The organism is Phyllobacterium sp. P30BS-XVII, assembly GCF_014138335.1.
GTDB classification, from domain to species: Bacteria; Pseudomonadota; Alphaproteobacteria; order Rhizobiales; family Rhizobiaceae; genus Phyllobacterium; species Phyllobacterium meliloti.
The window spans coordinates 215,159-238,303 of the sequence record NZ_JACGXO010000002.1; the positions used below are offsets into that span (position 1 = coordinate 215,159).

At 55.1% G+C, this 23,145-nt stretch carries 17 protein-coding genes; 14 read left to right on the plus strand and 3 right to left on the minus strand.

What is annotated here, in order from left to right; translation table 11 throughout:
- Positions 1-109: 109 nt before the first annotated feature.
- From FHW17_RS07010 to FHW17_RS07030, 5 genes are read left to right on the plus strand one after another with little or no spacing between them, the layout of a single operon-like run.
- On the plus strand, positions 110-1,198 hold the full coding sequence (locus FHW17_RS07010; protein ID WP_112525896.1) for a hypothetical protein: 1,089 nt from the start codon (positions 110-112) through the stop codon (positions 1,196-1,198).
- 3 nt (positions 1,199-1,201) lie between these two features.
- Positions 1,202-2,353 carry a hypothetical protein gene (locus FHW17_RS07015; protein WP_112525894.1) on the plus strand — a complete coding sequence of 384 codons (1,152 nt, stop codon included), beginning with the start codon at positions 1,202-1,204 and terminating at the stop codon, positions 2,351-2,353.
- A gap of 12 nt (positions 2,354-2,365) precedes the next feature.
- Positions 2,366-4,276 carry an ATP-binding protein gene (locus FHW17_RS07020; RefSeq protein WP_182509491.1) on the plus strand — a complete coding sequence of 637 codons (1,911 nt, stop codon included), beginning with the start codon at positions 2,366-2,368 and terminating at the stop codon, positions 4,274-4,276.
- A complete protein-coding gene (locus FHW17_RS07025) occupies positions 4,276-5,562 on the plus strand; it encodes a DUF6638 family protein (RefSeq protein ID WP_182509492.1) in 1,287 nt (428 codons plus the stop codon). The genes FHW17_RS07020 and FHW17_RS07025 overlap by 1 nt, the downstream gene beginning before the upstream one ends.
- A 12-nt stretch (positions 5,563-5,574) precedes the next feature.
- Positions 5,575-6,699, plus strand: a complete 1,125-nt coding sequence (locus FHW17_RS07030; RefSeq protein ID WP_112525888.1) for a DUF2333 family protein — start codon at positions 5,575-5,577, stop codon at positions 6,697-6,699.
- Between the two features lie 413 nt (positions 6,700-7,112).
- On the opposite strand, the gene FHW17_RS07035 is transcribed toward FHW17_RS07030, so the two are convergent.
- A complete protein-coding gene (locus FHW17_RS07035; protein ID WP_112525886.1) occupies positions 7,113-7,574 on the minus strand; it encodes an Lrp/AsnC ligand binding domain-containing protein in 462 nt (153 codons plus the stop codon).
- 110 nt (positions 7,575-7,684) lie between these two features.
- On the opposite strand from FHW17_RS07035, the gene putA reads away from it, so the two are divergent.
- From putA to FHW17_RS07075, 8 genes are all read left to right on the plus strand, one after another.
- Positions 7,685-10,777 carry a bifunctional proline dehydrogenase/L-glutamate gamma-semialdehyde dehydrogenase PutA gene (gene putA / locus FHW17_RS07040; RefSeq protein WP_182509493.1) on the plus strand — a complete coding sequence of 1,031 codons (3,093 nt, stop codon included), beginning with the start codon at positions 7,685-7,687 and terminating at the stop codon, positions 10,775-10,777.
- 109 nt (positions 10,778-10,886) lie between these two features.
- On the plus strand, positions 10,887-12,566 hold the full coding sequence (locus FHW17_RS07045) for a formate--tetrahydrofolate ligase (protein ID WP_182509494.1): 1,680 nt from the start codon (positions 10,887-10,889) through the stop codon (positions 12,564-12,566).
- A 239-nt stretch (positions 12,567-12,805) separates the two neighbouring features.
- The gene (locus FHW17_RS07050) at positions 12,806-14,989 is read left to right on the plus strand and encodes an anthranilate synthase (RefSeq protein ID WP_162700384.1); all 2,184 of its coding nucleotides are present in this window, start codon (positions 12,806-12,808) and stop codon (positions 14,987-14,989) included.
- Positions 14,989-15,897 (plus strand): cation diffusion facilitator family transporter, encoded by a 909-nt coding sequence (locus FHW17_RS07055; RefSeq protein WP_112525879.1) that lies wholly within the window; start codon positions 14,989-14,991, stop codon positions 15,895-15,897. The genes FHW17_RS07050 and FHW17_RS07055 overlap by 1 nt, the downstream gene beginning before the upstream one ends.
- A 304-nt stretch (positions 15,898-16,201) precedes the next feature.
- The gene (locus tag FHW17_RS07060; RefSeq protein ID WP_112525877.1) at positions 16,202-17,149 is read left to right on the plus strand and encodes an alpha/beta hydrolase; all 948 of its coding nucleotides are present in this window, start codon (positions 16,202-16,204) and stop codon (positions 17,147-17,149) included.
- A gap of 299 nt (positions 17,150-17,448) precedes the next feature.
- Positions 17,449-19,149 (plus strand): 2-isopropylmalate synthase, encoded by a 1,701-nt coding sequence (gene leuA, locus FHW17_RS07065; protein ID WP_112525875.1) that lies wholly within the window; start codon positions 17,449-17,451, stop codon positions 19,147-19,149.
- A gap of 57 nt (positions 19,150-19,206) precedes the next feature.
- The gene (locus FHW17_RS07070; RefSeq protein ID WP_182509495.1) at positions 19,207-19,971 is read left to right on the plus strand and encodes an alpha/beta fold hydrolase; all 765 of its coding nucleotides are present in this window, start codon (positions 19,207-19,209) and stop codon (positions 19,969-19,971) included.
- A gap of 75 nt (positions 19,972-20,046) precedes the next feature.
- Complete coding sequence (locus FHW17_RS07075) at positions 20,047-20,676, plus strand: hypothetical protein (protein ID WP_113096928.1); 630 nt, start codon at positions 20,047-20,049, stop codon at positions 20,674-20,676.
- A gap of 3 nt (positions 20,677-20,679) precedes the next feature.
- On the opposite strand, the gene FHW17_RS07080 is transcribed toward FHW17_RS07075, so the two are convergent.
- Positions 20,680-21,603: a metallophosphoesterase gene (locus FHW17_RS07080; RefSeq protein WP_113096929.1), complete on the minus strand. Its 924-nt coding sequence runs from the start codon at positions 21,601-21,603 to the stop codon at positions 20,680-20,682.
- Between the two features lie 100 nt (positions 21,604-21,703).
- Between FHW17_RS07080 and FHW17_RS07085 the strand changes: the two genes are divergently transcribed.
- Positions 21,704-22,159: an NUDIX domain-containing protein gene (locus FHW17_RS07085; protein ID WP_113096945.1), complete on the plus strand. Its 456-nt coding sequence runs from the start codon at positions 21,704-21,706 to the stop codon at positions 22,157-22,159.
- Between the two features lies 1 nt (position 22,160).
- Here FHW17_RS07085 and FHW17_RS07090 read toward each other — a convergent pair whose 3' ends face one another.
- On the minus strand, positions 22,161-23,138 hold the full coding sequence (locus FHW17_RS07090) for a glutathione S-transferase family protein (protein WP_182509496.1): 978 nt from the start codon (positions 23,136-23,138) through the stop codon (positions 22,161-22,163).
- Positions 23,139-23,145: the final 7 nt, after the last annotated feature.

Sequence of the window (23,145 nt, forward strand, 5' to 3'; positions counted from 1 at the left end):
TCTAATATTGCCTGTCATTTTTCTACAGGCTTTTTTTCGTTAAATGCCGTGTCTATATTCAGACGGCAGATAACACATAAATTATTCTGGGCATTCAGGGGAGACACGAATGGCGAGTTTGCAGAGCTTTGATACCGAGATCGAAAAGACCCGCAATATGGTCAATGAGATGCGGACGAAAATTGACCAATCCAGTGTCGTTCTCGACAAATTCGCCAAGGCGGATGCCAAGATTGGCAATCCCGATTTCGATATCGAAAATGCCCGGATTGACGATGTTCTGCGTCAGCAGAAGGTGATGGAAGGCAATATTGCCGACCTGATCATCGGCCTTGAAGACGCGACAAACGTATTCGGTTCCGAATTTGAAAGCATGAAAAGCTATTCCGGCTGGGAAAAACTGGTGGGCGTTTTCTCCAAGGACAAGATGCAGCGCCTGCGCACCGACCGCGTGCGCAACATGTCGCTGGCTGGCAATTTGCAGGAACTGCTTTCCAAGTCCGACCGCATTGTTGGCATCCTTAAAGAACAGAAGACCGTTCTCGATGCGCGCTACAAAACATCGGAAGCCAGCCTGGCCAATGTAATTGAACGGCGCAAAACGACAGTCGCATCGCTCGAAGCCACGCAAAAGCGCATCGAGGAATTGAACCCGTTGCTGCTCGACATCGAAAACCGCATTGCCGCTTCAACCGATCAGGGCACCCGCGCCACGCTGGAAGGTGAGCGCTCGAAACTCGCAACCGAGTATAATGAGCGTCAGGCGAAGGAGCAGGAGCTGTTGGCCGAAAGCCAGACGCTGGAGCGCTACACATCCATGTTCCAGACCTTTGTTGACTCGCTCAACAACCAGATTGCCGCGCAAAGTACATTGATCAACAAGCTCTCCATCGATACGGAACAGCGCATTGTGCTCTACAAGGCACTGGAAGACTCGTTGAAAACCGCTGCCCAACAGGATGTCGCGCACAAGATCAACACGCTGGGCAGCCGGGTCGATACGGCGGCTGAGGAGACCATGGCCGGTGTTGGTGCTGCTGCACAGAAGCACATTGGCGATCTTCTCGAAATGCATGAGAAGAACATGGTCAGCACGCAGGATATCCAGCGCCGCAAGAAGCTGGCTGATGATGCGTTCTCGCGCCGGTTCTCCGAAGTCTTGAAGAAGCATAACGCTGCTGATTACGTACAGAGCTAATGCATGACCGACAATGCTGACCTGACAGCCGCCGAACGCTATTTCGGTGCGATACGTGCTGCACTTGATGGGCTGGATATATTTCTGAATAACCAGCAGTCGCCGCTCTATAAGCACGATCTTGTTGCACAGACCGTATCGGAATATTTGCGGCGGCTGGAGGCTTCTTTCGAATGCTGGCGCAACCGGATCGGCTTTACCGACCGGTTTCAGATTTCGCGTGCGGAAAGCGGCTTTCCGGTTTTCCAGAACGTGCTGGAGCTGGAAAACGACAAGAAGGACACGAAAGCCCGGCTTGCTGCTATTCCGCCTGCGGCGGCTTTGCGCAGCGAGATGGCGGATTTCATTCTGCGGCATCGTGAATTTCCGCGTGACCTGCAAAAATCCATGGCTGAACGGATTTATCTGGAAACCGTTGAGCAGGGCGAGGTGTTTTCTCCCTTCATCCTTCCGGTGACCATTCGTGTTTCGGTTAATCCGAAAACCATGCGACCGCTCTATGTGGTGCATTGGGGGGCGTTTGACGGCGCTTCAAATCTGCCGCTGATTTATATGGCCATTATCGAGGACTCGTCTGATGATCTCGTGAAGACTCTCGTTGGCGCGGATGGAAAGCTCAATCCAAAGGTCAGGATTCCATTGCCTGTTGGCGGGCTGCTCAATCCGGAGCTTGCGCGTCGATTCGATGATTTCGCGGCAAAGAATTCGGCCTATTCTCTGTCGCCAATAACCATCGCGACAAGTCTCGATACTGATTTTCCTGAACTTCACCCCAAGCAATTGCGGCGTGTGGTGCTCGGCCCGTTCTACACAACAGGCATCACTGAGCATAATCAGAAGGTGGCAGACGTGCTTGAACGCGTGCGTAAGCCTGAAGATGCCTGGCTTCTGACCTGGACCATGCAGGAAGTTTTCTCCAAGGCGGAGCGACCGGGAAAGCGTGGCCTCTGGTCCTCAGAGCCTTCGCGTGAGGAATTCTATATCAATACGGATGACCTCGAAGCGGCGCGGCAAGGGGTCAGCAGTTATGAGCAGCACGCGCTTGTGCCGCATGAAGCCTATCAGGCGCTCTATGCTTCGGGTGAGGCGACCCGTATTTTCAGTGGTTTCAAAACCCATATCCTGTCCAATGGGCAGGTCATCAGCGACATTTAGGGGAGCAAGATCATGGATGTCGGTTTGACCACCATTGACGAGAAGGACATCACCAAGCATCTGCCCGTGGCGCAGGCCATGGTGACACGCTTTGTCGTGCTTGAAACGGGCGATGCAAAATCCGGGACGGAAATTGCCGGCACGGGCCGCCGGTTTGTGTCGACGGTTTCAACGGGAGGTTTGCGTTCCACGCGCGAAGTGGATCTGACCAAGACGATTCAGGCCGTGCGCCCGGATGATCAGATGCTGTCCATTGCCCAGCATACACTGCTCTTTCGCGCCCGTCGCGGTGTTGCTGTTGCACTTGCGGTGGCCGATGTGTTTGCTCGTCAGAGCGACCTCGAGAACCTGATGGCACGCAATGCCTCAGCGCCTTTGCAAGGTGAAGAGGCTGCGCATTTCAAAAAGCTGCTGTCAGCTGCCGCTTATGTCTCGGCCTTTGCACTTGCCGCCTATCTGTCACAGCTCATTGAAGCAGATACGCAAGCCACCAATGATATCAAAGCGCCGGAGTTTAATTTCGATACGGCACAGGATGCGCTGAAATCCGTCATTGGCGGGCTTGATCGATCCATTGCCGGGGCAGCTGATGAACAGACCATGCTGGCACGGGCAAAGGCCTATGCCGCTGCAGCCATTGAGGGACTGCTACAACGCAAGGGCCGTTTTGATGGTCTGGGCAGTTTTGAAGACACACATCTGCGTCTCGATAGCGATGATTTCACGCTTGATGGTTTTGACGTGGCGCCGGGCAAAAAGCGCACGCCACTTGTTATGACCTTCCGGAAACCCGAAGAAGTCGTTGGCAATCACATTGCCAAATATCAGGCCCTGAAACTGTCCAAAATGTTGATGGCCTATGATTTTGATCGGCAGCTCAATCCCTTTGTCGAACTGGGCGGCTTTCTGTTCACGTTCATCGGCGATGGCGCGCCCGGTACAGGCAAGACGACACTGATCCAGATGATAGCCGGTCTCGTCAATGATTATTGCCAGGTGGCAGGCTATGCCTTCCACTACGAGAATTTCGGTGTCGACCAGATTTCATCCTATCAGGGCAAATCGGGACAGAACTGCCGTCAGTTCGTCAATAATGTGCTTAATCCGCGTATCATCGGTTTTGGAACCATTGATGATATCGATCAGGTTGCGGCGCGGCGATCCGACGACCGCGCCTCCGCTGGACAGCAGGAAATCACCGGCGTGCTGATGGAAGCTTTTGCCGGGGCTTCGACCGTGGTGCGCGGCAATTGTTCTTTCGGTATGTTCTCCAACTATCCTGAGAATGTCGATGATGCGCTGCGCCAGCGCGCCGGTGCCCGCTGGCTGGTGGATGGCCCACAAACGCGCAATGATTATATCGATATTTTCGCGCTGCTTGCGGGCAAGAACCACAAGATTCCGCTTGGCGACCACAAGCTGTTCGAGGATCAGCAGATCGAACGGGCCGTTGAAACAGCCTATGATCAACTGTCGAAGCCGCAGGAAGACGGGCTGAAGCTTGTCTATGAGCGGTTCATCTCGGACAATGGCGAGCCGGAGACGCTCACCGATATCGGCACCTATCTGCACATGATCAAGGAGCGGGAACCTCGCTTTACCGGACGCGCGATCAAGAACGTTACCGATGCGATCAAGATGCGCGCGATGGATATCGAGCTACCGGATGAATGGTTCGAAAAGCCCGAGAGCTTCATGCATAAGCCCTATGATGAGAAAAAGGCGATGGTTGAGAAACTGCGCAAGCCTTTCACCATGGAAATGGTTTTGCAGGAAACCAATCGCTATGCGGATTCGGAATTCCGCTATGCAGATAAATCCGATGACGCCGCCGTTGAGAAGATCGTCCGCGATGCGCGTCTGCGCGAACGGGCAATCAAGCAAGTGGAAGACTTGAAAGCCAAAGGGCAGTGGGACGCCTGATGGACCTTCTCTACGAAAACGAGCTGATTTACGGGCGTCTTCTGACTGTTGATCAGTCGCATTTGATCGAGCGTTATAACCGCGCACTGACGGCGTTCGGCTTCAAGGCAACCAAACTGAAGACCTTCGAGATCGACCGGACAGGCTTTTCCCCGGAGATTGCCGCCGAGCTGAAGGATGCGTCTTATCTCGATCCCAATGGCGTCAACAGGCGCTTTATCATTCTCACGCCTGATCAGGCCACCTTGCCGGTGGTTCACACACAATTCTCCAATACATCGCAGTTGATGTACGAATTTTTCAACAGCAATGCGCGAGCAATCAACGCCTTGACGATCAAGGACGTTATCTATGGCGAGATCGAAGATAGCGTTTCTGTTGTCAATGATATTGAAGACCTGCTGTCGATCAATCAGGTCGAATTCCGCGTGCTTTCGGCTGAGAATGTCATGGGGCAGGCGGCGGAATTGCGCTTGCTGGTAGACCGGCTTCAGAACGAACCGAACACATGGCGCGATAATGATGTGCTGAACCGTATGGTGGAGCTTGCCAAGGTCACGGGTGATATCCGCGAGAACTCGCTGGTGCCTGATAAGGTTGTCTTTCGCCACAAGGCCTTCTGGACCAGTCATTTCGGCGGCATCTACATCTTTGTCGATGACAATACGACCACGGTCATCGGTGATCCAGCCGCGCCGGGCTTTCGGCGTTCACGCCCTTGGCAGGTCAATTATATTTCCATCAAGGACGCCGATCAGGTCTTCCAGTTTCTATCCTCGACGGGCCGTATCGAGTTGCCTCGCGCGTCGTGGGTTGAACAGTCAGGCTACCTTGAAAACCGGGGCGAGATGATCATCCGCCATCTCATCCAGACGCTTGAGCGGGAGCGTAATCTGACCGGCATCGACCGCATCTGGTTGCAGACGTGGATTCACGCCAATGCCAGCCTTATCAATCATGACGGGACGTGGCCGTTCCTGAATGCCGTCAAGCGCGAGATTGCCCAGACCGGACAAATCAATCTGTCCGAGATTGATCCGGTGCGCCGCTTTCTGGTTGTGCGGGCATTGCCGCGCCACCCGGATGCCTGGCTTGTCAATCAGTTGATCAGCGATTTTGTGCCATGGGATTTTCTCTCGCGCTATGTCTTCAACAAGCAGGGGTTTTATGCCGATTACACCAAATGGAGCCCCACCTATCAGGAACACGTTGTCGATATACTCAAAACAACCTATTTGAAGGACAAGGAAGGGCTGCGCAAACGGCTCTACGGTCTCACCTCCTAACAAGGATGCACAATGCTCGACCCCGTCATTAATTTCTTCAGCCGGATTTTTTATCTGATCGGACGCGGCATTGGTTATGCGGTCGGTATCGTCCTATGGCCGTTCATGTGGGCAGGCAGTTGGTATAGCCGGCGGGGCTGGATATTGAAGACGGTCGTCGGAGCGTTCGTGGTCCTCTGGATCGGGCTTTACGGTTATTTCTTCTGGGTTACGCAGGTCTGGACCAACTTTAACCCGGATTACGTCGCGGCCTATAATTTTGAAAAGCGCGAAGTGGCGGCAGGTGAACCGGTTCCCGCGCAGGCGGCTGAAACGGCACCCAAAAGTTGCGCCCGGTCTGCTGTTGTCGAGGTGACAGCTGATCTTACCGACTTCAACGTGAACCAGAATGCCTGGATATCGTCCATGCTGCTCTTCAAGATGGGTTTCTTCGGTATGTCGTGGGATGATACACCATTCCTCGATAATAAGGCGGCCTTCCAGCGCGGTATCAATTCCGCCGTCCGGCGTACGGCTGTCGAACTCGTAGACACGCTTGGCCGTGTCCGTGGTACATCGCAGATCGATGGCGATCTACAGAAGGCGCGCGGCAATCTGCAATTCACCGAGGATTCCTGGTATTTTGGATTCAGCCCGTTTGGGCCGAAGACGCCGACACCAAGCTATTATCGTGCGGCGGTCAAAGATCTCAGGACGTTCAACTCCAAACTTGAAACCTGCAACGCCATTTTTGATGCGCGTGCCGACAATCTTATCCAGTTCATTGACCGTATCGCCAATGATATTGGTGCGACTTCGGCCATCCTGAAGGACCGCTCGGAAAACAACAATTATGGCTGGTTCGATACCCGTGCGGACGACCGGTTCTGGTTCGCTTACGGTCAGCTTTATGCCTATTACGGTCTGATGAATGCGGCGCAGGTCGACTTCAAGCAGGTCCTGCAGGAAAAGCACCTGACACCGCTCTGGGATGGCATGGACGGGCAGTTACGTTCAGCGCTGAACATCCGGCCGTGGATTATCGCCAATGGCAGTGAGGGCGGTTGGTTGTTGCCAAACCACCTTACAACCATGGGTTTTTATATTTTACGCGTGCGTTCCAACCTGATCGATATCAAGCAGGTGCTGCAACAATAGTGAACTTGATTGGATAAAATGCTATATTCTTGCTCGGAGTGAGGGCGAGCTTTCGCCCACCCTCTTTCCTGGTTATCTGAATCGGATCCGGATCGTCAATTGCCAGTGACTCCGGATCTTTTTCATTTCCAGGGTGATGCTGAATGGTTTCAACCACATCGCGTCACCTTCAAGGTTAACAGCCAGGTTGTTACCGCCAGGAACAATTCAAAAAATCGCTTTGATTTTTCAAATTGTTCTGATCAGAGCAGCCAATCTTCTCCGATACACCGCTGGCCCGGTGTCGCTGCTTTAGCTCTTAACGCTTCCATTGATGATATGTGCGATGCGGTTCTGCAACGAATTGGAGGTTGCATAAGAGCACGTAGAAAGTTGCGGATCGCTCAGGGCAAGCCTGACCGCTTGCCTCCGGATCAGACGGGCAGATGCGTTGTTTCCTTGACTTCTTCCATCACCGCATAGGTGTGTGTTTCCCGCACGCCGGGGAGCGAGAGCAGAGCATCGGAGAGAAAGCGTCTGTAGTGCTCCATGTCGGCCACCCGCGCCTTGATCAGATAGTCAAATCCACCGGCGACCATATGACATTCCAGAACATCAGGGTTGCGCCGCGTTGCTGCAGCAAACGTGGCAAACACATCCGGTGTGGTGCGATCCAGTTTGATTTCCACGAAGACCAGCATTGCGCGGTCGAGCTTTTTCGGCGACAGTCTGGCAGTATAACCAAGGATATAGCCATCCCTTGTCAGGCGCTTGACCCGTTCGGTCGTCGCCGTTTGGGAAAGGCTGATACGCTCGGATAATTCGGTGTTGGAGAGCCGTCCGTCCTTCTGCAGCTCGCGCAAAATGCGCCGGTCAAGGCTGTCCAAATTTTTCATCTCTAAAACACCCCATATTTTTAGTTTTTTACGCTGATTTGTCAGCTTTCATTGGTGAGAAGAACCAAGTGGAATAGATTATATGGGAAAAATCAATAAGGGGAAGCCTGATGACCAGACCATTGCCGTCTTCAAACGATTTTACTGCGCCATATGCTGTCGATGATCAGCAATTGGTTGCATCTTTGCTGAAAACCATCGCGCTTCCGGAAGATGTCAACCGCCGTATTGATGCGCGTGCCAGCAAATATATCGCCACGATTCGCAAGGAAGCCAGTGGCATCGGTGGCGTTGAGGATTTCCTGCGCGAATATGGTCTTTCCACCCGCGAAGGTCTGGCGCTCATGGTGCTTGCCGAAGCGCTGTTGCGCGTGCCGGATGCGGCAACGCAGGACAAGCTGATTGAGGATAAACTCAAGCAAGGTAAGTGGTCGGAACACGAGCCGAGCGGCGATACATGGTTTGTATCGGCATCCGCCTGGGCGCTGGGCCTGTCCGCCAAGGTTATCAAGCCGGGCGAGACGCCTGAGGGTGTTATCTCCTCACTGGTCAAGCGTATCGGCCTTCCCACGGTACGCACGGCCACCAAGCAGGCCATGCGTTATCTCGGGCACCACTTCGTTCTGGGCGAAACCATCAAGGATGCTCTGAAGCGCGCCGCGTCGAACGAAGCCAAAGGCTATCGCCATTCCTTCGATATGCTGGGCGAGGGCGCCCGCACGCGCAAGGATGCGCGTGGGTACTTCAAGTCCTATTCCGATGCTATCGATGCGATTGGCCGCGCTACGGGCAACAAGAAGCTGCCGGATCGTATGGGTATTTCGGTCAAGCTTTCGGCCCTGCACCCGCGCTATCTCGCCACCCATCATGATCAGGTCATGGCGGAACTCGTGCCTGATCTTCTGGCGTTGGCGCAGAAGGCGAAATCCTACGATCTCAACTTCACGGTTGATGCCGAAGAAGCGGATCGTCTGGAATTGTCGCTCGATGTGATCGACCGGGTTTTCGCCGATCCGTCGCTTGACGGCTGGGACGGTTTCGGTCTTGCCATTCAGGCCTATCAGAAACGCGCGCTTGACGTGATCGAGCATATCGACCGGCTGGCCGCGCGCCATAACCGCAAGATGATGGTGCGGCTGGTCAAGGGTGCTTACTGGGATACGGAAGTAAAGCGTACGCAGGAACGTGGCCTGCCGGATTATCCGGTTTTCACCCGCAAGCCTGCGACCGATGCCTCTTACATGGCTTGCGCCAAGCGTATGCTTGATGCACGCCCGCGCATATTCCCGCAATTCGCCACGCATAATGCGCTGACGGTGGCGATGATTCTGGAAATGGCCGGTGGCGACAAAACCGGTTTTGAATTCCAGCGCCTGCATGGCATGGGTGAGAGCCTCTACAAGCAGATTACGGAAAAGGATGAGAAAATCGCCTGCCGTATCTATGCGCCGGTTGGTGGTTATCGCGATCTTCTGGCCTATCTCGTGCGCCGCCTGCTTGAGAACGGTGCCAATTCGTCTTTCGTTTCAGTGGTTGGCGACAGCAATGTGCCGATTGCAGATTTGCTGGTACGCCCGGCGGAAAAGCTCAATGATGGCAAGGGTTATCGCCATCCGCACATCCCGTTGCCTGCCAAGATCTACGGCAAGCGCACCAACTCGGCAGGTGTTGAACTCGGTGATCGCAAGGAATTGGCGGCACTTCTCAGTGGTATCGCCAAGGCGTCCCGCACCGTTAATGCTGTTCCACTGATCGATGGCGTGAAAGCGTTGGGGAAAGCCCAGAATGTGACTTCTCCGGTGAATGGCTCAACCGTGGGCACAGTGGTTTTTGCTACAGCCGATGAAGCCGCAAAAGCTGTTGGCATTGCCAAGAAGGGTTTTACCACATGGTCGCGTGTCCCGGTTGAAACCCGCGCCAAGGCATTGGAAAAGGCAGGGGACCTTCTGGAAAGCAATCGCGACTTGCTGATGGACCTTCTTTCCCGTGAAGCAGGCAAGACGCTGGATGATGGTATCGCGGAAATCCGCGAAGCTGTTGATTTCTGCCGCTACTACGCCGCCGAAGCGCGCCGTCAGTTTGCCACGGACAAGGTGATGCCGGGGCCGACAGGCGAAGACAACAAGCTGCGCCATCGCGGACGCGGCGCATTTGTCTGCATCAGCCCATGGAATTTCCCACTGGCGATTTTCCTCGGGCAGGTAACGGCGGCGCTTGCCGCTGGCAACACGGTGGTGGCCAAACCCGCTGAACAGACACCGCTGATTGCCTATGAAGCAATCCGGCTTCTGCATGAAGCCGGTGTGCCAAAGGATGCCGTGCTGTATGTTCCGGGTGATGGTTCAGTCGGCGCGGCGCTCACCTCGCATACGGATATTGCAGGCGTTGCCTTTACGGGCTCGACCGATACGGCCTGGGCTATCAACCGCACCCTTGCAGCGAAAAAGGGCCCGATCGTTCCGCTGATCGCCGAAACCGGTGGCCTTAACGGCATGATCGTTGATGCAACGGCCCTGTCGGAACAGGTTGCCGATGATGTGGTCATGTCCGCCTTCCGTTCGGCTGGGCAGCGTTGCTCGGCACTGCGTATTCTCTATCTGCAGGAGGATATCGCCGACAATATGCTTGAGATGATCGAGGGTGCGGCGCGCGAGTTGACGCTTGGTGATCCGTCATTGGCATCCACTGATATCGGCCCGATCATCGATCAGGCACAGCGCGATATGCTCGCGGCGCATATCACTGCAATGCGCAAGAGCCAGAAGGTGCGTTATGCCGGTGCTGCGCCGGATGAAGGCCTGTTCTTCGCCCCGCATATTGTTGAGCTGAACCATGCGGAAGCACTGGAAAAGGAAGTGTTTGGTCCGGTTCTGCATGTGGTGCGCTGGAAGGCCAAGGATCTCGACAAGGTGCTCGATCAGATTGCCTCGACAGGTTATGGCCTGACTTTTGGTCTGCATACGCGCATCGAAGCGACGGTGGCAAAGGTTATCGACCGGCTCGATATCGGGAATGTCTATGTCAATCGCAATACGATTGGTGCTGTTGTCGGCACGCAGCCGTTTGGCGGGTCCGGTCTTTCGGGTACAGGCCCCAAGGCGGGCGGACCGTCTTACCTCACGCGTTTTGCGCTGGAACAGGTGGTCTCGGTCAACACTGCCGCTGCCGGTGGCAATGCCAGCCTCATCGCCATGGGCGAATAAGCGGCAAAACCGCAAAAATAAGCCTGCAATTGGGGATAGTGAGCTGCTCACTATCCCCATTTCGTTTCTGCGATGCTATTTGGCGTATTCAAAACAGGGAGCAATGCCGATGGCCATCGTTAAATCAGATATTGAGATCGCCCGCGCCGCAAACAAAAAGCCGGTTTTCGAAATCGGCGCGAAGATCGGCATTACTCCTGAACACCTTGTTCCCTATGGCCACGACAAGGCAAAGCTCTCGGCGGAGTTCATTCGTTCGAAGCAGGATGCCAAAAACGGCAAGCTTGTTCTGGTGACGGCTGTCAGCCCGACGCCCGCAGGCGAAGGCAAGACGACAACCACGGTGGGCCTTGGCGATGGTCTGAACCGCATCGGCAAGAAGGCGATTGTCTGTATTCGCGAGGCTTCGCTCGGTCCTTGTTTCGGCATTAAGGGCGGCGCTGCTGGCGGCGGCTATGCGCAGGTTATCCCGATGGAAGACATCAACCTGCATTTTACCGGTGATTTTCACGCCATCACCTCTGCCCATAATCTTCTCGCGGCCATGATCGACAATCATGTCTATTGGGGCAACGAGCACAATCTTGATACGCGCCGTGTGACGTGGCGGCGGGTGATGGACATGAATGACCGCGCGCTGCGCGACATTGCCTCGTCACTTGGGGGCGTGGCCAACGGTTTCCCGCGCGAGTCTGGTTTTGACATCACCGTGGCTTCGGAAGTCATGGCGATCCTTTGCCTTGCGACTGATCTGCACGATCTGGAGCAGCGGCTGGGTAACATCATTATCGGTTATCGTTTCGACAAAACCGCCGTCTATGCACGGGACCTGAAAGCTGACAAGGCGATGGCGGTTCTCCTGAAAGATGCCATGCAGCCCAATCTGGTGCAGACACTGGAAAACAATCCCGCCTTTGTCCATGGCGGGCCCTTCGCCAATATTGCCCATGGTTGCAATTCCGTGGTCGCGACTACTACCGCGCTGAAGCTTGCGGATTATGTGGTGACGGAAGCGGGTTTTGGTGCAGACCTTGGCGCGGAGAAATTCTTCAATATCAAATGCCGCAAAGCCGGATTGAAACCGGCTGCTGCCGTTATCGTTGCCACGGTTCGCGCCATGAAAATGCATGGTGGTGTCGCCAAGGATGATCTCGGTCTTGAGAACACCGCAGCTGTAAAGGCCGGATGTGCCAATCTTGGACGCCATATGGAAAATGTCCGGCAGTTCGGTGTGCCGGTTGTTGTCGCAATCAATCATTTCAGTGCCGATACGGATGCCGAGATCGAAACGATCAAAAGTTTCGTCGCGGCCCACGGTGCGGAAGCCATTTTATGCAAGCACTGGGCGCAGGGGTCGGCGGGTATTGAAGAGCTCGCACATAAGGTGGTGTCGCTGGCTGAAAGCGGTTCGGCGCAGTTTTCACCACTTTACGAAGATGAACTCTCGCTGTTCGACAAGATCGAAACGGTGGTCAAGCGCATTTATCGCGGCGCCGAAGCGGATGCTGATGCGAGTGTGCGCGAACAGCTCCGGCAATGGGAAGCGGCGGGCTATGGTCATCTGCCTGTCTGCATGGCGAAAACGCAATATTCGTTCTCGACCGATCCGCATTTGCGCGGCGCACCTGTCAATCATGTGGTGCATGTGCGCGAGGTGAGACTGTCGGCGGGTGCCGGTTTTGTCGTTGCGATCTGCGGTGAGATCATGACCATGCCCGGCCTGCCGAAGTCACCATCGGCCGAGCGCATTCACCTCAACGATGAGGGTTTGATTGAAGGACTGTTCTGAACGATTTTCGTGGCCGCGATTTTTGCTGTTGCAAGCGCCGCCGCGTGACGCTAACAATCACCGCCATGAACACGTGCGTTATTATTTCAAATGGTTGGTGGTGGGCTCGCTGAAAGCGGCCACACAAGCCTTTTGCACGCACGTAAAGGGATCAGGGCCGCAACGGGTTTTCCGGGCGGCCTTTTTGTTTGACCGCCTGCAAAACCCCCAAGGCCAAATGCAACGGAGTGGAAATGATGATGCATAGAATTGAGGGCGATGTGGAAATATTCGACACCGCAGGTGGTGTTACGATTTCCCGGTCACGCATTGCGACCGCCTATGCCAGTGCGATTGACAGCTATGTCGATGCGCTGGATGAACGGCGCGGGGCAGTTTTCTCCTCCAACTACGAATATCCGGGCCGCTATACGCGCTGGGATACCGCCATCATTGATCCGCCCGTTGCTATCACCTCCAATGGCCGGCACATGACCATCGAAGCTTTGAACAAGCGCGGCGAAGTGTTGCTGAAGCCGATTCACAAGGCAGTTTTGGCCCTTGCCGAAGTTTCGGTCAGCGCCGCGAGTACAACGAAGCTCGATCTCGAAATTGCCTTGCCGAGCCGCCCGTTCACCGAAGAAGAACGCTCGCGTATTCCATCGGTGTTCACGGTTCTGCGCGGCATCGTTGCCCTGTTCTTTACCGAAGAAGACGCCAATCTCGGTCTTTACGGCGCGTTTGGTTATGACCTCGCGTTCCAGTTCGATCCAATCCAGTACAAGCTGAAACGGCCGGATGATCAGCGTGATATCGTGCTGTATCTGCCGGATGAGATTCTGGTTGTTGACCACCATGCGGCCAAGGCATGGCTTGATCGGTACGAATATGCGTTTGAAGGTGCTTCCACCGAAGGCCTGTCGCGCGAGACCGAATCCAAGGCGTTCAAGCCGACCGACACGATTCCGGGACGCGGCGACCACAATCCCGGCGATTATGCCGAACTGGTGAAGAAGGCCAAGGAAAGCTTCAAGCGCGGCGATCTATTCGAAGTGGTGCCGGGGCAAACGTTCTATGAGCGCTGCGAGACCAAGCCATCGGTCATTTCGCGCCGTCTGAAAGCCATCAACCCGTCGCCCTATTCGTTCTACATCAACCTTGGCGACAATGAGTATCTGGTCGGTGCTTCGCCCGAAATGTTCGTGCGCGTGGTTGGCCGCCGTATTGAGACATGCCCGATATCGGGCACGATCAAGCGTGGTGAGGATGCCATCGCCGACTCCGAGCAGATCATCAAGCTGCTCAACTCCAAGAAGGACGAGTCCGAGCTGACCATGTGCTCGGACGTGGATCGTAACGACAAGAGCCGCGTGTGCGAGCCGGGCTCGGTGCGCGTGATCGGTCGCCGTCAGATCGAAATGTATTCGAGGCTCATCCATACGGTGGATCATATTGAGGGCCGTTTGCGCGAGGATATGGATGCCTTTGACGGTTTCCTCTCCCATGCATGGGCTGTGACCGTGACTGGCGCGCCAAAGCTCTGGGCCATGCGCTTTATTGAAGAGAACGAGCGCAGCCCGCGTGCGTGGTATGGCGGTGCCATTGGTATGGTCAATTTCAATGGCGATATGAATACGGGTCTGACACTGCGTACCATCCGCATCAAGGACGGCATTGCGCAGGTTCGCGCCGGTGCAACGCTGCTGTTCGATTCCATTCCCGAAGAGGAAGAGGCGGAGACCGAACTCAAGGCTTCCGCGATGATTGCGGCGGTGCGTGATGCACATAAGAGCAATGTCCTGCCGGAAGAACGTGCGGTTGCCCGCGTTGGCGAAGGGCTGTCGATCCTGCTTGTCGATCACGAGGATTCATTCGTGCATACGCTGGCCAATTATTTCCGCCAGACCGGTGCGACTGTCACCACTGTCCGCACCCCCGTACCTGATGAAATCTTTGATCGCTTGAAGCCTGACCTGGTCGTGCTTTCGCCGGGACCCGGTACGCCAGAGGATTTCGATTGTAAGGCGACAATCAAGAAAGCGCGCAAGCGTGATCTGCCGATCTTTGGCGTCTGTCTCGGTCTGCAGGCTCTTGCCGAAGCCTATGGCGGGTCACTCCGGCAGTTGCATGTTCCCATGCATGGAAAACCGTCACGTATCCGCATTACAAAGCAGGGCAAAATTTTCTCTGGCCTGCCGAAGGAAGTCACGGTTGGCCGTTATCACTCGATTTTTGCCGATCCGGTTCGGTTGCCGGATGAGTTTATCGTAACGGCAGAAACGGAGGATGGTGTCATCATGGCCTTCGAGCACAAGAGCGAACCGATTGCGGCGGTGCAATTCCATCCGGAATCGATTATGACCCTTGGACACAATGCGGGTATGCGCATGATCGAGAATGTCGTGGCGCATTTACCGCGCAAAGCCAAGGAACGAGCGGCCTGATGGAAGGTGAGAAAATCGTCCAGCGACTGGCATTCTGGTCGATTTTTATCGGCATTGGTGTGCTGGCACTGAAATATGCCGCCTATCACGTCACGGGTTCCGTCGCGCTCTATTCGGACGCGCTGGAGTCGATTGTGAATGTGGTGGCGGCGCTCGCTGCGTGGTGGGCGATCCGTGTCAGTCACAAACCAGCCGACCAGAATCACCCGTTCGGGCACCACAAGGCCGAGTATTTTTCGGCAGTGCTTGAAGGTGTGCTCATTGTTGTGGCGGCGCTTCTGATCCTGCGGGAAGTCTGGTCCGCATGGGAAACGCCGAAGGTCATGGAAGAACCATGGCTGGGTCTGGCCATCAACGGCGCAGCTTCGGTGGTCAATGCGCTATGGGCCTCGCTGCTGATCAGTCGTGGCCGCCTGTTCAAGTCGCCGGCACTTCTGGCCGATGGCAAGCACATCATGACCGATGTGGTGACATCCATCGGTGTGTTCATCGGCCTTGTTGGCGCTGTCATCACCGGCTGGACATTCCTCGATCCGCTGCTCGCGGTTATCGTTGCGCTCAATATTCTCTGGCAGGGCTGGAATGTGATCGGCTCATCCGTACAGGGGCTGATGGATGTCGGTGTGCCAACCGAAGAAACCATGCGCATCCGTGACATTATCTCGGCGAATGCGGATGGTGCGCTTGAAGTGCATGACCTCAAGACCCGCATTGCCGGACGCGTCACCTTTATCGAATTTCATCTGGTTGTTCACGCCAGCATGAGCGTTGGTGATGCGCATGTCATTTGCGACCGGATGGAGAATGCGCTGATGGCTCAGATTCCCGATTCGAGCGTCGTCATCCATGTTGAGCCTGAAGATGAGGCAAAACTACCGATCGGCACGGCTGCTGTTCCTTTCGCCTGATATTATGATCACTAAAACCCGGGAAATCGATGCGTGGCTGCAACATTTGTCACGCAATGTTTCATCTCGTCATGATTTCGTTACAATTATGTTGACATAGGGAGGCTGCTGAACGACATGGTCGCGCAGCAATGCAATTCTCCATTGATGATGCAACGCCGGGGGCGTGGGGTCAGGGGACAGGAAATTTGGCGGCAAGCATCAATTCCCGAAGGGATCGAGCGCCAAGAACGCATGGCAGCGCCGAGCGGACAACCGCGGCTGTTTACAAAGTTAGTTAACCTTTAACTGTCAGGATTAACTTATGGGTAAACCGTATATTTATGCAGCAATAACAGGACTTTCTTTGATCGCAGCTGTTTATCCGGCCAGCGCGCGGAGCATCATTGATTGCGACAAGCCTATCGCGGCCAAGGCGCAGGACCTGTCAAATACGGTTGATCCATTTGGTGCCATGGGTAAAAATAACACTGACGTCTGTGCGCAGAAGCCACAGGCTGCAATGGCGGCGCCCGAGAAGGCGAAACCCATCAACATCGTTGCAACGACGGGCAGTGCAGGCATTTTGAAAAAAGCAGTCAAAGGCGAAATTTTACCGCAAGGCGAGAGTGCGTTGCGTGACGATCTCGCATTCAAATATCGTATCTACCGGCCAGAAGATCCGAATGGGGATACGATGGTTCTTCTGCACGGTTCGGGGCAGGATGAGACGAGCCTCGTCTCTCTGGCCACAAAGATTGCGCCAAACGCCCTGTTGCTCGCTGTTCGTGGCCGCATCGTTCAGGATGGGACCAGCCGCTGGTATCGCCGTCTCACACCTGTCAGTTTTGACCAGAAGGATATTCACGTCGAAGCAAAGGCCTTTGCCGGGTTTTTGAAACAGGCAACGGATAAGTACAAGATTGATCTGAAGCGCACGACATTCCTCGGCTATTCAAATGGAGCCAATCTCGTTGGAGCGGTGATGATGCTCTATCCTGATATGGTCAAGCAGGCGGTGCTTTTGCGCTCCATGCCCGTGCTGACAGAGAACACAGATGCCAACCTCGCCGGTGCGCGTGTCCTCACGGTATCGGGGGTTTCCGACCAGACCTATGCTCCATTTGCTCCGGCGCTGGAAACCTTGCTGCGCTCGCACGGCGCGCTGGTTGAGGCACGGTCGATCAAATCAGACCATGGTCTTGGCAGCGACGATGTGAAGGTTGTCAGCGAGTGGCTTTCAGGGACAACAGCCCAGCTAAAGAAGAACTAGCAAAACAGCCCCTTGCATCCGGCCAGACAGTCGTTTAATTGTCTGGCCCATGAAAACGCGCCAGACACATCCGTCGTCTTTTGCCAAATCCGCTTTTGCGGGTTTGACCAGCCGCGCCTATCTCCTTCCGCTACTTCTCGACCTTATCGGCGATCGCCGGGCTCGTTGAGAGGAGCGTCCGGCGGTCGAAAGTGCCGCCAGGCTTTTTGCTCCTTACCCCTTTACAAGACCATTCCAACGCTTGAAAAAAGTGCTGCACGTGCGCCAGAGATGCGCAGACGGCCGGAAACGAGAAGCAAATGACCGATATGACCACTCCCCGCATTGTGGGTATGCCCGACGCCCGCAAGAAGTACGAACCTTATCCGATTGTTGATCTGAAGGACCGCCAATGGCCGTCCAGGCGAATCGAGAAAGCGCCGATCTGGTGCTCCGTCGATTTGCGCGATGGCAATCAGGCCTTGATCGACCCGATGGGCCATGACCGCAAGGTGCGGATGTTCGCCCTGTTGCTCGATATGGGTTTCAAGGAAATCGAGATCGGTTTTCCCTCGGCATCGCAGACGGATTTCGACTTTGCCCGCTGGTGCATCGAGCAAGGCAATGTTGCCGATGATGTATCCTTGCAGGTTTTGGTGCAGTGCCGTCCTGAACTGATCACCCGCACCTTCGAATCGTTGCAGGGTGCGACCAAGCCGATTGTCCATTTCTACAATTCGACCAGCGAATTGCAGCGCCGGGTTGTCTTCAACAAGGATGTCGGTGGTATCAAGACCATCGCCACCGATGCGGCCAAGATGATCACTGATATGGCTGCCAAGGCGGGTGGCGGTTTCCGCTTCCAATATTCGCCAGAGAGCTTTACCGGCACCGAGCTGGAAGTCGCGCTGGAGATTTGCAACGCAGTCACCGAGATCGTCAAACCGACCCCTGATAACAAGCTGATCATCAATCTGCCCTCAACGGTCGAGATGTCGACGCCGAACGTTTATGCAGACCGTATCGAATGGATGTGCCGTCAGCTCGACAATCGCGAGAATCTGATCATTTCGTTGCATCCGCACAATGATCGAGGCACAGGTATTGCCACGACAGAACTCGGCCTGATGGCCGGTGCTGATCGTGTTGAAGGTACCTTGTTCGGCAATGGCGAGCGCACCGGCAATGTCGATATCGTGACCCTGGCGTTGAACATGTTCACGCAAGGTGTCGATCCGGAAATTGATTGTTCTGACATCAACCGGATGAAGGAAGTCTATGAATATTCCAACCAGCTGGTGATTCCGGAACGCCACCCCTATGTGGGCGAACTGGTTTATACGGCCTTCTCCGGTTCGCATCAGGATGCGATCAACAAGGGCATGAAGGCGATCAAGCAGGCCAACAAGACCCTGTGGGAAGTGCCGTATTTGCCGATTGATCCGCAGGATGTCGGGCGCAGCTACGAGGCGATCATCCGTATCAACTCCCAGTCAGGTAAGGGCGGCATCGCCTATATTCTTCAGGCCGATTATGGCCTGAACCTGCCGCGCGGCATGCAGGTGGAGTTCCGCGAGGACATTCAGCAGATCACCGACGAGGAAGGCAAGGAAATGCCGTCCAAAAAGATCTATGAGCGGTTCATCGAGCTTTATGTCGATCAGCCGGATGCACGGTTGAAGTTTGTGGATCATCACACCTACCCGGATACGGAACATAAGGGTCTGCGCATTCTCTCCGCTGAAATTACCGATCGCGGCGAGACCAAGCGGATCGAGGGTAGGGGCACCGGCCCTGTTGATGGCTTCATCGATGCTCTGTCGCATTATCTCGGTTTCAGGCTCTCAGTCGTCAATTATTCGGAGCATTCGCTCCAGCATGGTTCCGATGCGGCGGCTATCAGCTACATGGAAATCGAGCATCCAAACGGCAAGATTTTCGGTGCGGGTATCAATAAGAGCATCGTTGCCGCCTCGCTTGAAGGCATTGTTTCGGCGGCCAACCGCATAATCGGCAAGTAAGCCGGGCAGATATAAGAGGCCGCTGTGAAGCGGCCTTTTTCTTGTCAGGAGATATGCATGCATCAGTTGGGCGCAATCGAGATGGGCGAGAAAGCGGGTGCGCCCGTCGTTTTCTTACATGGTTTTGGTGGAACGGCTGCCAGTTGGCATCCTGTACAGACCACAATCTCCGAAAAGCACACAACCATTGCATTTGATTTGCCCGGCCACGGAGCATCACTTGATTATTCCGATGCTGTGACTGCACGTCATTTCGCGCAGGCGGTGATTGACGATATTGGCGGGCGCAATATTCAGAAGGTGCATCTCGTCGGTCATTCAATGGGCGGCGCAACGGCGGCCTTGATCGCAGCTTTTGCGCCAGAGAAAGTCTCATCGCTGACATTGCTTGCACCCGGTGGTTTTGGTCCTGACATTAATGGGCGGTTACTGCAGCATTATGCGGATGCGCGGGAATATGATGATCTGAAGATGGCGCTCGAAGGCATGTTCGGCTGGCGTCATCCGGTGCCCGAAGACATGATCAGGCGGGATGCCGAACTTCACCGGAAACCCGGACAGATCGAGCGGCTCGATGCCATTCTCGTCCGGATGATGAAGGATGGGCTGCAAGGGACAATTCCCAAGGAATTCCTTGAGGCGTTCACGATGCCCGTCACTGTTGCATGGGGACGGCTCGACAATGTTTTGCCCCTCTATCAATCGGAAGGTCTTCCATCCAGCTTCGCCGTACACCGATTTGATGGGGCAGGGCATATGCTGATCGAGGAAATTCCTGATGAAGTCATCAGCCTGATTTTAGCAACTGTGGGCGCAGGCTGAATTCGGACAAGTTTCTGGTGCAATGGCACGGGCATATTGTTAATGATGCCTTAACCCTCCCTGCTGGAAACGCCCATGAGTGAGATGCGAGACAATATCCCGGATGAGAGACGCAGGCTTGGCGATGCCATTCGCGGGGCTCAGGTGGCTGCTGCCGATCGCGGTGACGTTGTTATCGACATGAAGGAAGCGGACCGCGCCCGCATCGAGATTCTGGCAGAAGATTTGAAGCCGGTTTTCGATGAAGTGCCTGCTGATGACGAACAATGGGATTTTGCCATTTCTACCGGTTTGCAGCCGCGTTTGTGGATCGATGCAACCGCGCATGTGATGATGGGGCGGGATCGCCGTACCTATCGCTTTGTCCGCGATACCCGGCTTGGCCGGATCGTGGTGGCTGAAGCGACCGAGGTAAAACCCATCTCTGATGCCGTCACCAATTATATCGCCGAGCGGATTGTCGAACGGCAGCGTATGATGGAAGGCGAGCGCATCAGCCTGCGTGACGGAGTTGCTGAACCCGAGCCAGCCAGACAAATGGAAACGGCTCCACAGGCTGTAGTGACGCCCGTTGTTCAGGTACGGCAGCATCGCTCCATGGTGAATGACTTCGTCAATGCGGTGATCTGGCTGCTGATTGGTGCGCTTGCGGGCGCGGGCGCTTTGCTTGCCTTTTTCTGGGACCGTCTCTCGCCCTATTTCTGAGGCTTAGGCGTTTGCGGAAACGGCGCCCACGTTCAGATCATGCTCTGCTATCGTCTCGATAGTCATTTCGGCGTTGACGATGCCGCGCTCCGTCATGCGGCACGACCAGCCGGAATTGGTCTTTTCGATTGCGAAAATATTGAAACGTGCCGGTGGCTTGTGCGCCCCAAAGCTCTGGCTGGCGGATGGTACGCAAACAACAGGGATTTTCAAGTCAGGCCCATTGATTTCATAGCGTGTTGCCAGATGGGTGTGGCCATGCAGGACAAGTTCCGCGCCATGCTGTCGTACGGTCCGCTGAAACAACCCGATGCCAAGCAGCCGCTTATGCGCGGGCGCTGCACCGCGCACTGGCGGGTGATGGATCATAATCACCCGGAAAAGCCCGCGCTTGCCGGTTTCGTCAAGGATTTCGCCGAGACGCCGCGCTTGCCGGTCGCGTAAATCGCCTGTTGCCATGAACGGGGCGGTTGCTCGTGCCGAGGATACGCCGATCAGCGCCACATCGCCGCGAACCCTTAAATAAGGGAATTCAACCGGGCGATGCTCGGCTACCTCGCGGTCCCCCAGCATCCACGGCGCCCAATAGCGCCGCGTCTTCTTCAACGCTCCGGGCACATAGGCGTCGTGATTACCCGGCACAACAGAAACGTCGTGGGGATTGCCGAGTGTTTTCAACCAACGCTCCGCCGTTTCCAGTTCCTCGTCAAGGGCAAGGTTGACGAGATCGCCGGTCACCGCCAGATGATCAGGTGACTGTGCTTTCAAATCGGCAACCAATGTTTCGAGCGTCCCGCCGGTCATTGAGCCTTTGCGGTTAGAGCGCCAGTTGACGTAACCCGTGATGCGCTTGGAAATCAGCTCGCGCAGGCTTAGCGCGGGCAAAGGCGACAGGTGAATATCGGAGATGTGTGCAAGGCGGAACATTATTTCAGCTTTAAGAGAGTATAGCGTAGGAATCCAGTGTTAGAACCGTCGCATCGCTGCATGGTTCCCATTTAGGACCGATGAAATGGCTGACAAACGCGTGAAATGGCGGCATCGCCTGTTTCACACCTATTTTCTTCTGCGGCGTCCGATGACGTTGGGTGCGCGGGGCGTTATCCTTGACGACGCGACGCAATCGGTCTTCCTCGTCAGGCATACTTATGTGCCGGGTTGGCAATTTCCCGGCGGCGGTGTTGAGACCGGCCATACCGTCGAACAGACATTGGCTAAGGAACTGATGGAAGAGGGCAATATCGAGCTGACGGGAAGGCCCCAGCTCTTTGCCATCTATCACAATGCCCATGCATCGAAGCGCGATCATGTCGCGCTCTATGTGTGCCGCTCATTTCGGCAGACTGCGCCGCGCCTGCCGGATCGCGAAATCGCCGAAGCCGGATTTTTCAGGCTCAATGCTCTTCCGGATGGTACAACGGAGGCAACCCGGCGCCGGCTTGCTGAAATTCTGGAGGGTGCCGAGGTGCCGCTGACCTGGTAGATCAGAAGCGCTCCCGGTCATGGGGCGCGGCAAAATCCAGTTCCGGTCCTTTGGGGATAATACCTGTTGGATTGATGATTTTATGGCTGCCGTAATAATGGGCCTTGATGTGCTGCATGTTCACCGTCTCGGCTACACCGGGCACCTGATAGAGATCGCGTGTATAGTTTGACAGGTTCGGATAATCGGCAATGCGCTGCCGGTTGCATTTGAAATGCCCGACATAGACAGGGTCGAAACGCAGCAAGGTGGTGAACAGACGCCAATCGGCCTCGGTCAACTGATTGCCAGTGAGATAGCGCTGTTTGGCAAGACGCTCTTCCAATTGATCCAGTGTTGCAAACAACTGGTCAAACGCTTCTTCGTAGGCTTCCTGCGTGGTGGCAAAGCCTGCGCGGTACACCCCATTGTTGATATTGGGATAAACAAGCGCATTGATGGCGTCGATCTCGGTGCGCAGGGCTTGCGGATAGAAATCCAGTGAGGCATCGCCAAAAGCATGGAATGCCGAGTTCAGCATTCGGATGATTTCCGCAGACTCGTTTGAAACGATGGTGTTCTGCTGCTTGTCCCAAAGCACAGGCACCGTTACGCGGCCAGAATAAGCAGGATCAGCGCGCGTATAGACTTCGTGAAGCCGTTTGAAACCAAAGAGATGATCAGGAGTGGCGCCGTCGACGGCATTGAAGGTCCAGCCTTCGGCTCCCATGAAATGATCGACAACGGATACGGAAATGACATCCTGCAGCTTTTTCAGCGCCCGGAAAATCAAGGTGCGATGCGCCCATGGGCAGGCGTAGGAAACATAGAGATGATAACGCGCGGCTTCAGCCTTAAATCCGGCTTTGCCCGTAGGTCCAGCGGAGCCGTCTGCCGTCACCCAATTGCGGAACTGCGATTCTGAGCGGATGAAACGTCCGCCGCTGTCCTTGGTGTCGTACCATTGGTCATGCCATTTGCCGTCAACGAGAAGACCCATTTCATAC

Coding starts and splice junctions, on each gene's coding strand:
- FHW17_RS07010 (WP_112525896.1), top strand. CDS start 110: ATGGCGAGTTTGCAGAGCTTTGATACCGAGATCGAAAAGACCCGCAAT.
- FHW17_RS07015 (WP_112525894.1), top strand. CDS start 1,202: ATGACCGACAATGCTGACCTGACAGCCGCCGAACGCTATTTCGGTGCG.
- FHW17_RS07020 (WP_182509491.1), top strand. CDS start 2,366: ATGGATGTCGGTTTGACCACCATTGACGAGAAGGACATCACCAAGCAT.
- FHW17_RS07025 (WP_182509492.1), top strand. CDS start 4,276: ATGGACCTTCTCTACGAAAACGAGCTGATTTACGGGCGTCTTCTGACT.
- FHW17_RS07030 (WP_112525888.1), top strand. CDS start 5,575: ATGCTCGACCCCGTCATTAATTTCTTCAGCCGGATTTTTTATCTGATC.
- FHW17_RS07035 (WP_112525886.1), bottom strand. CDS start 7,574: ATGAAAAATTTGGACAGCCTTGACCGGCGCATTTTGCGCGAGCTGCAG.
- putA (WP_182509493.1), top strand. CDS start 7,685: ATGACCAGACCATTGCCGTCTTCAAACGATTTTACTGCGCCATATGCT.
- FHW17_RS07045 (WP_182509494.1), top strand. CDS start 10,887: ATGGCCATCGTTAAATCAGATATTGAGATCGCCCGCGCCGCAAACAAA.
- FHW17_RS07050 (WP_162700384.1), top strand. CDS start 12,806: ATGCATAGAATTGAGGGCGATGTGGAAATATTCGACACCGCAGGTGGT.
- FHW17_RS07055 (WP_112525879.1), top strand. CDS start 14,989: ATGGAAGGTGAGAAAATCGTCCAGCGACTGGCATTCTGGTCGATTTTT.
- FHW17_RS07060 (WP_112525877.1), top strand. CDS start 16,202: ATGGGTAAACCGTATATTTATGCAGCAATAACAGGACTTTCTTTGATC.
- leuA (WP_112525875.1), top strand. CDS start 17,449: ATGACCGATATGACCACTCCCCGCATTGTGGGTATGCCCGACGCCCGC.
- FHW17_RS07070 (WP_182509495.1), top strand. CDS start 19,207: ATGCATCAGTTGGGCGCAATCGAGATGGGCGAGAAAGCGGGTGCGCCC.
- FHW17_RS07075 (WP_113096928.1), top strand. CDS start 20,047: ATGAGTGAGATGCGAGACAATATCCCGGATGAGAGACGCAGGCTTGGC.
- FHW17_RS07080 (WP_113096929.1), bottom strand. CDS start 21,603: ATGTTCCGCCTTGCACACATCTCCGATATTCACCTGTCGCCTTTGCCC.
- FHW17_RS07090 (WP_182509496.1), bottom strand. CDS start 23,138: ATGGGTCTTCTCGTTGACGGCAAATGGCATGACCAATGGTACGACACC.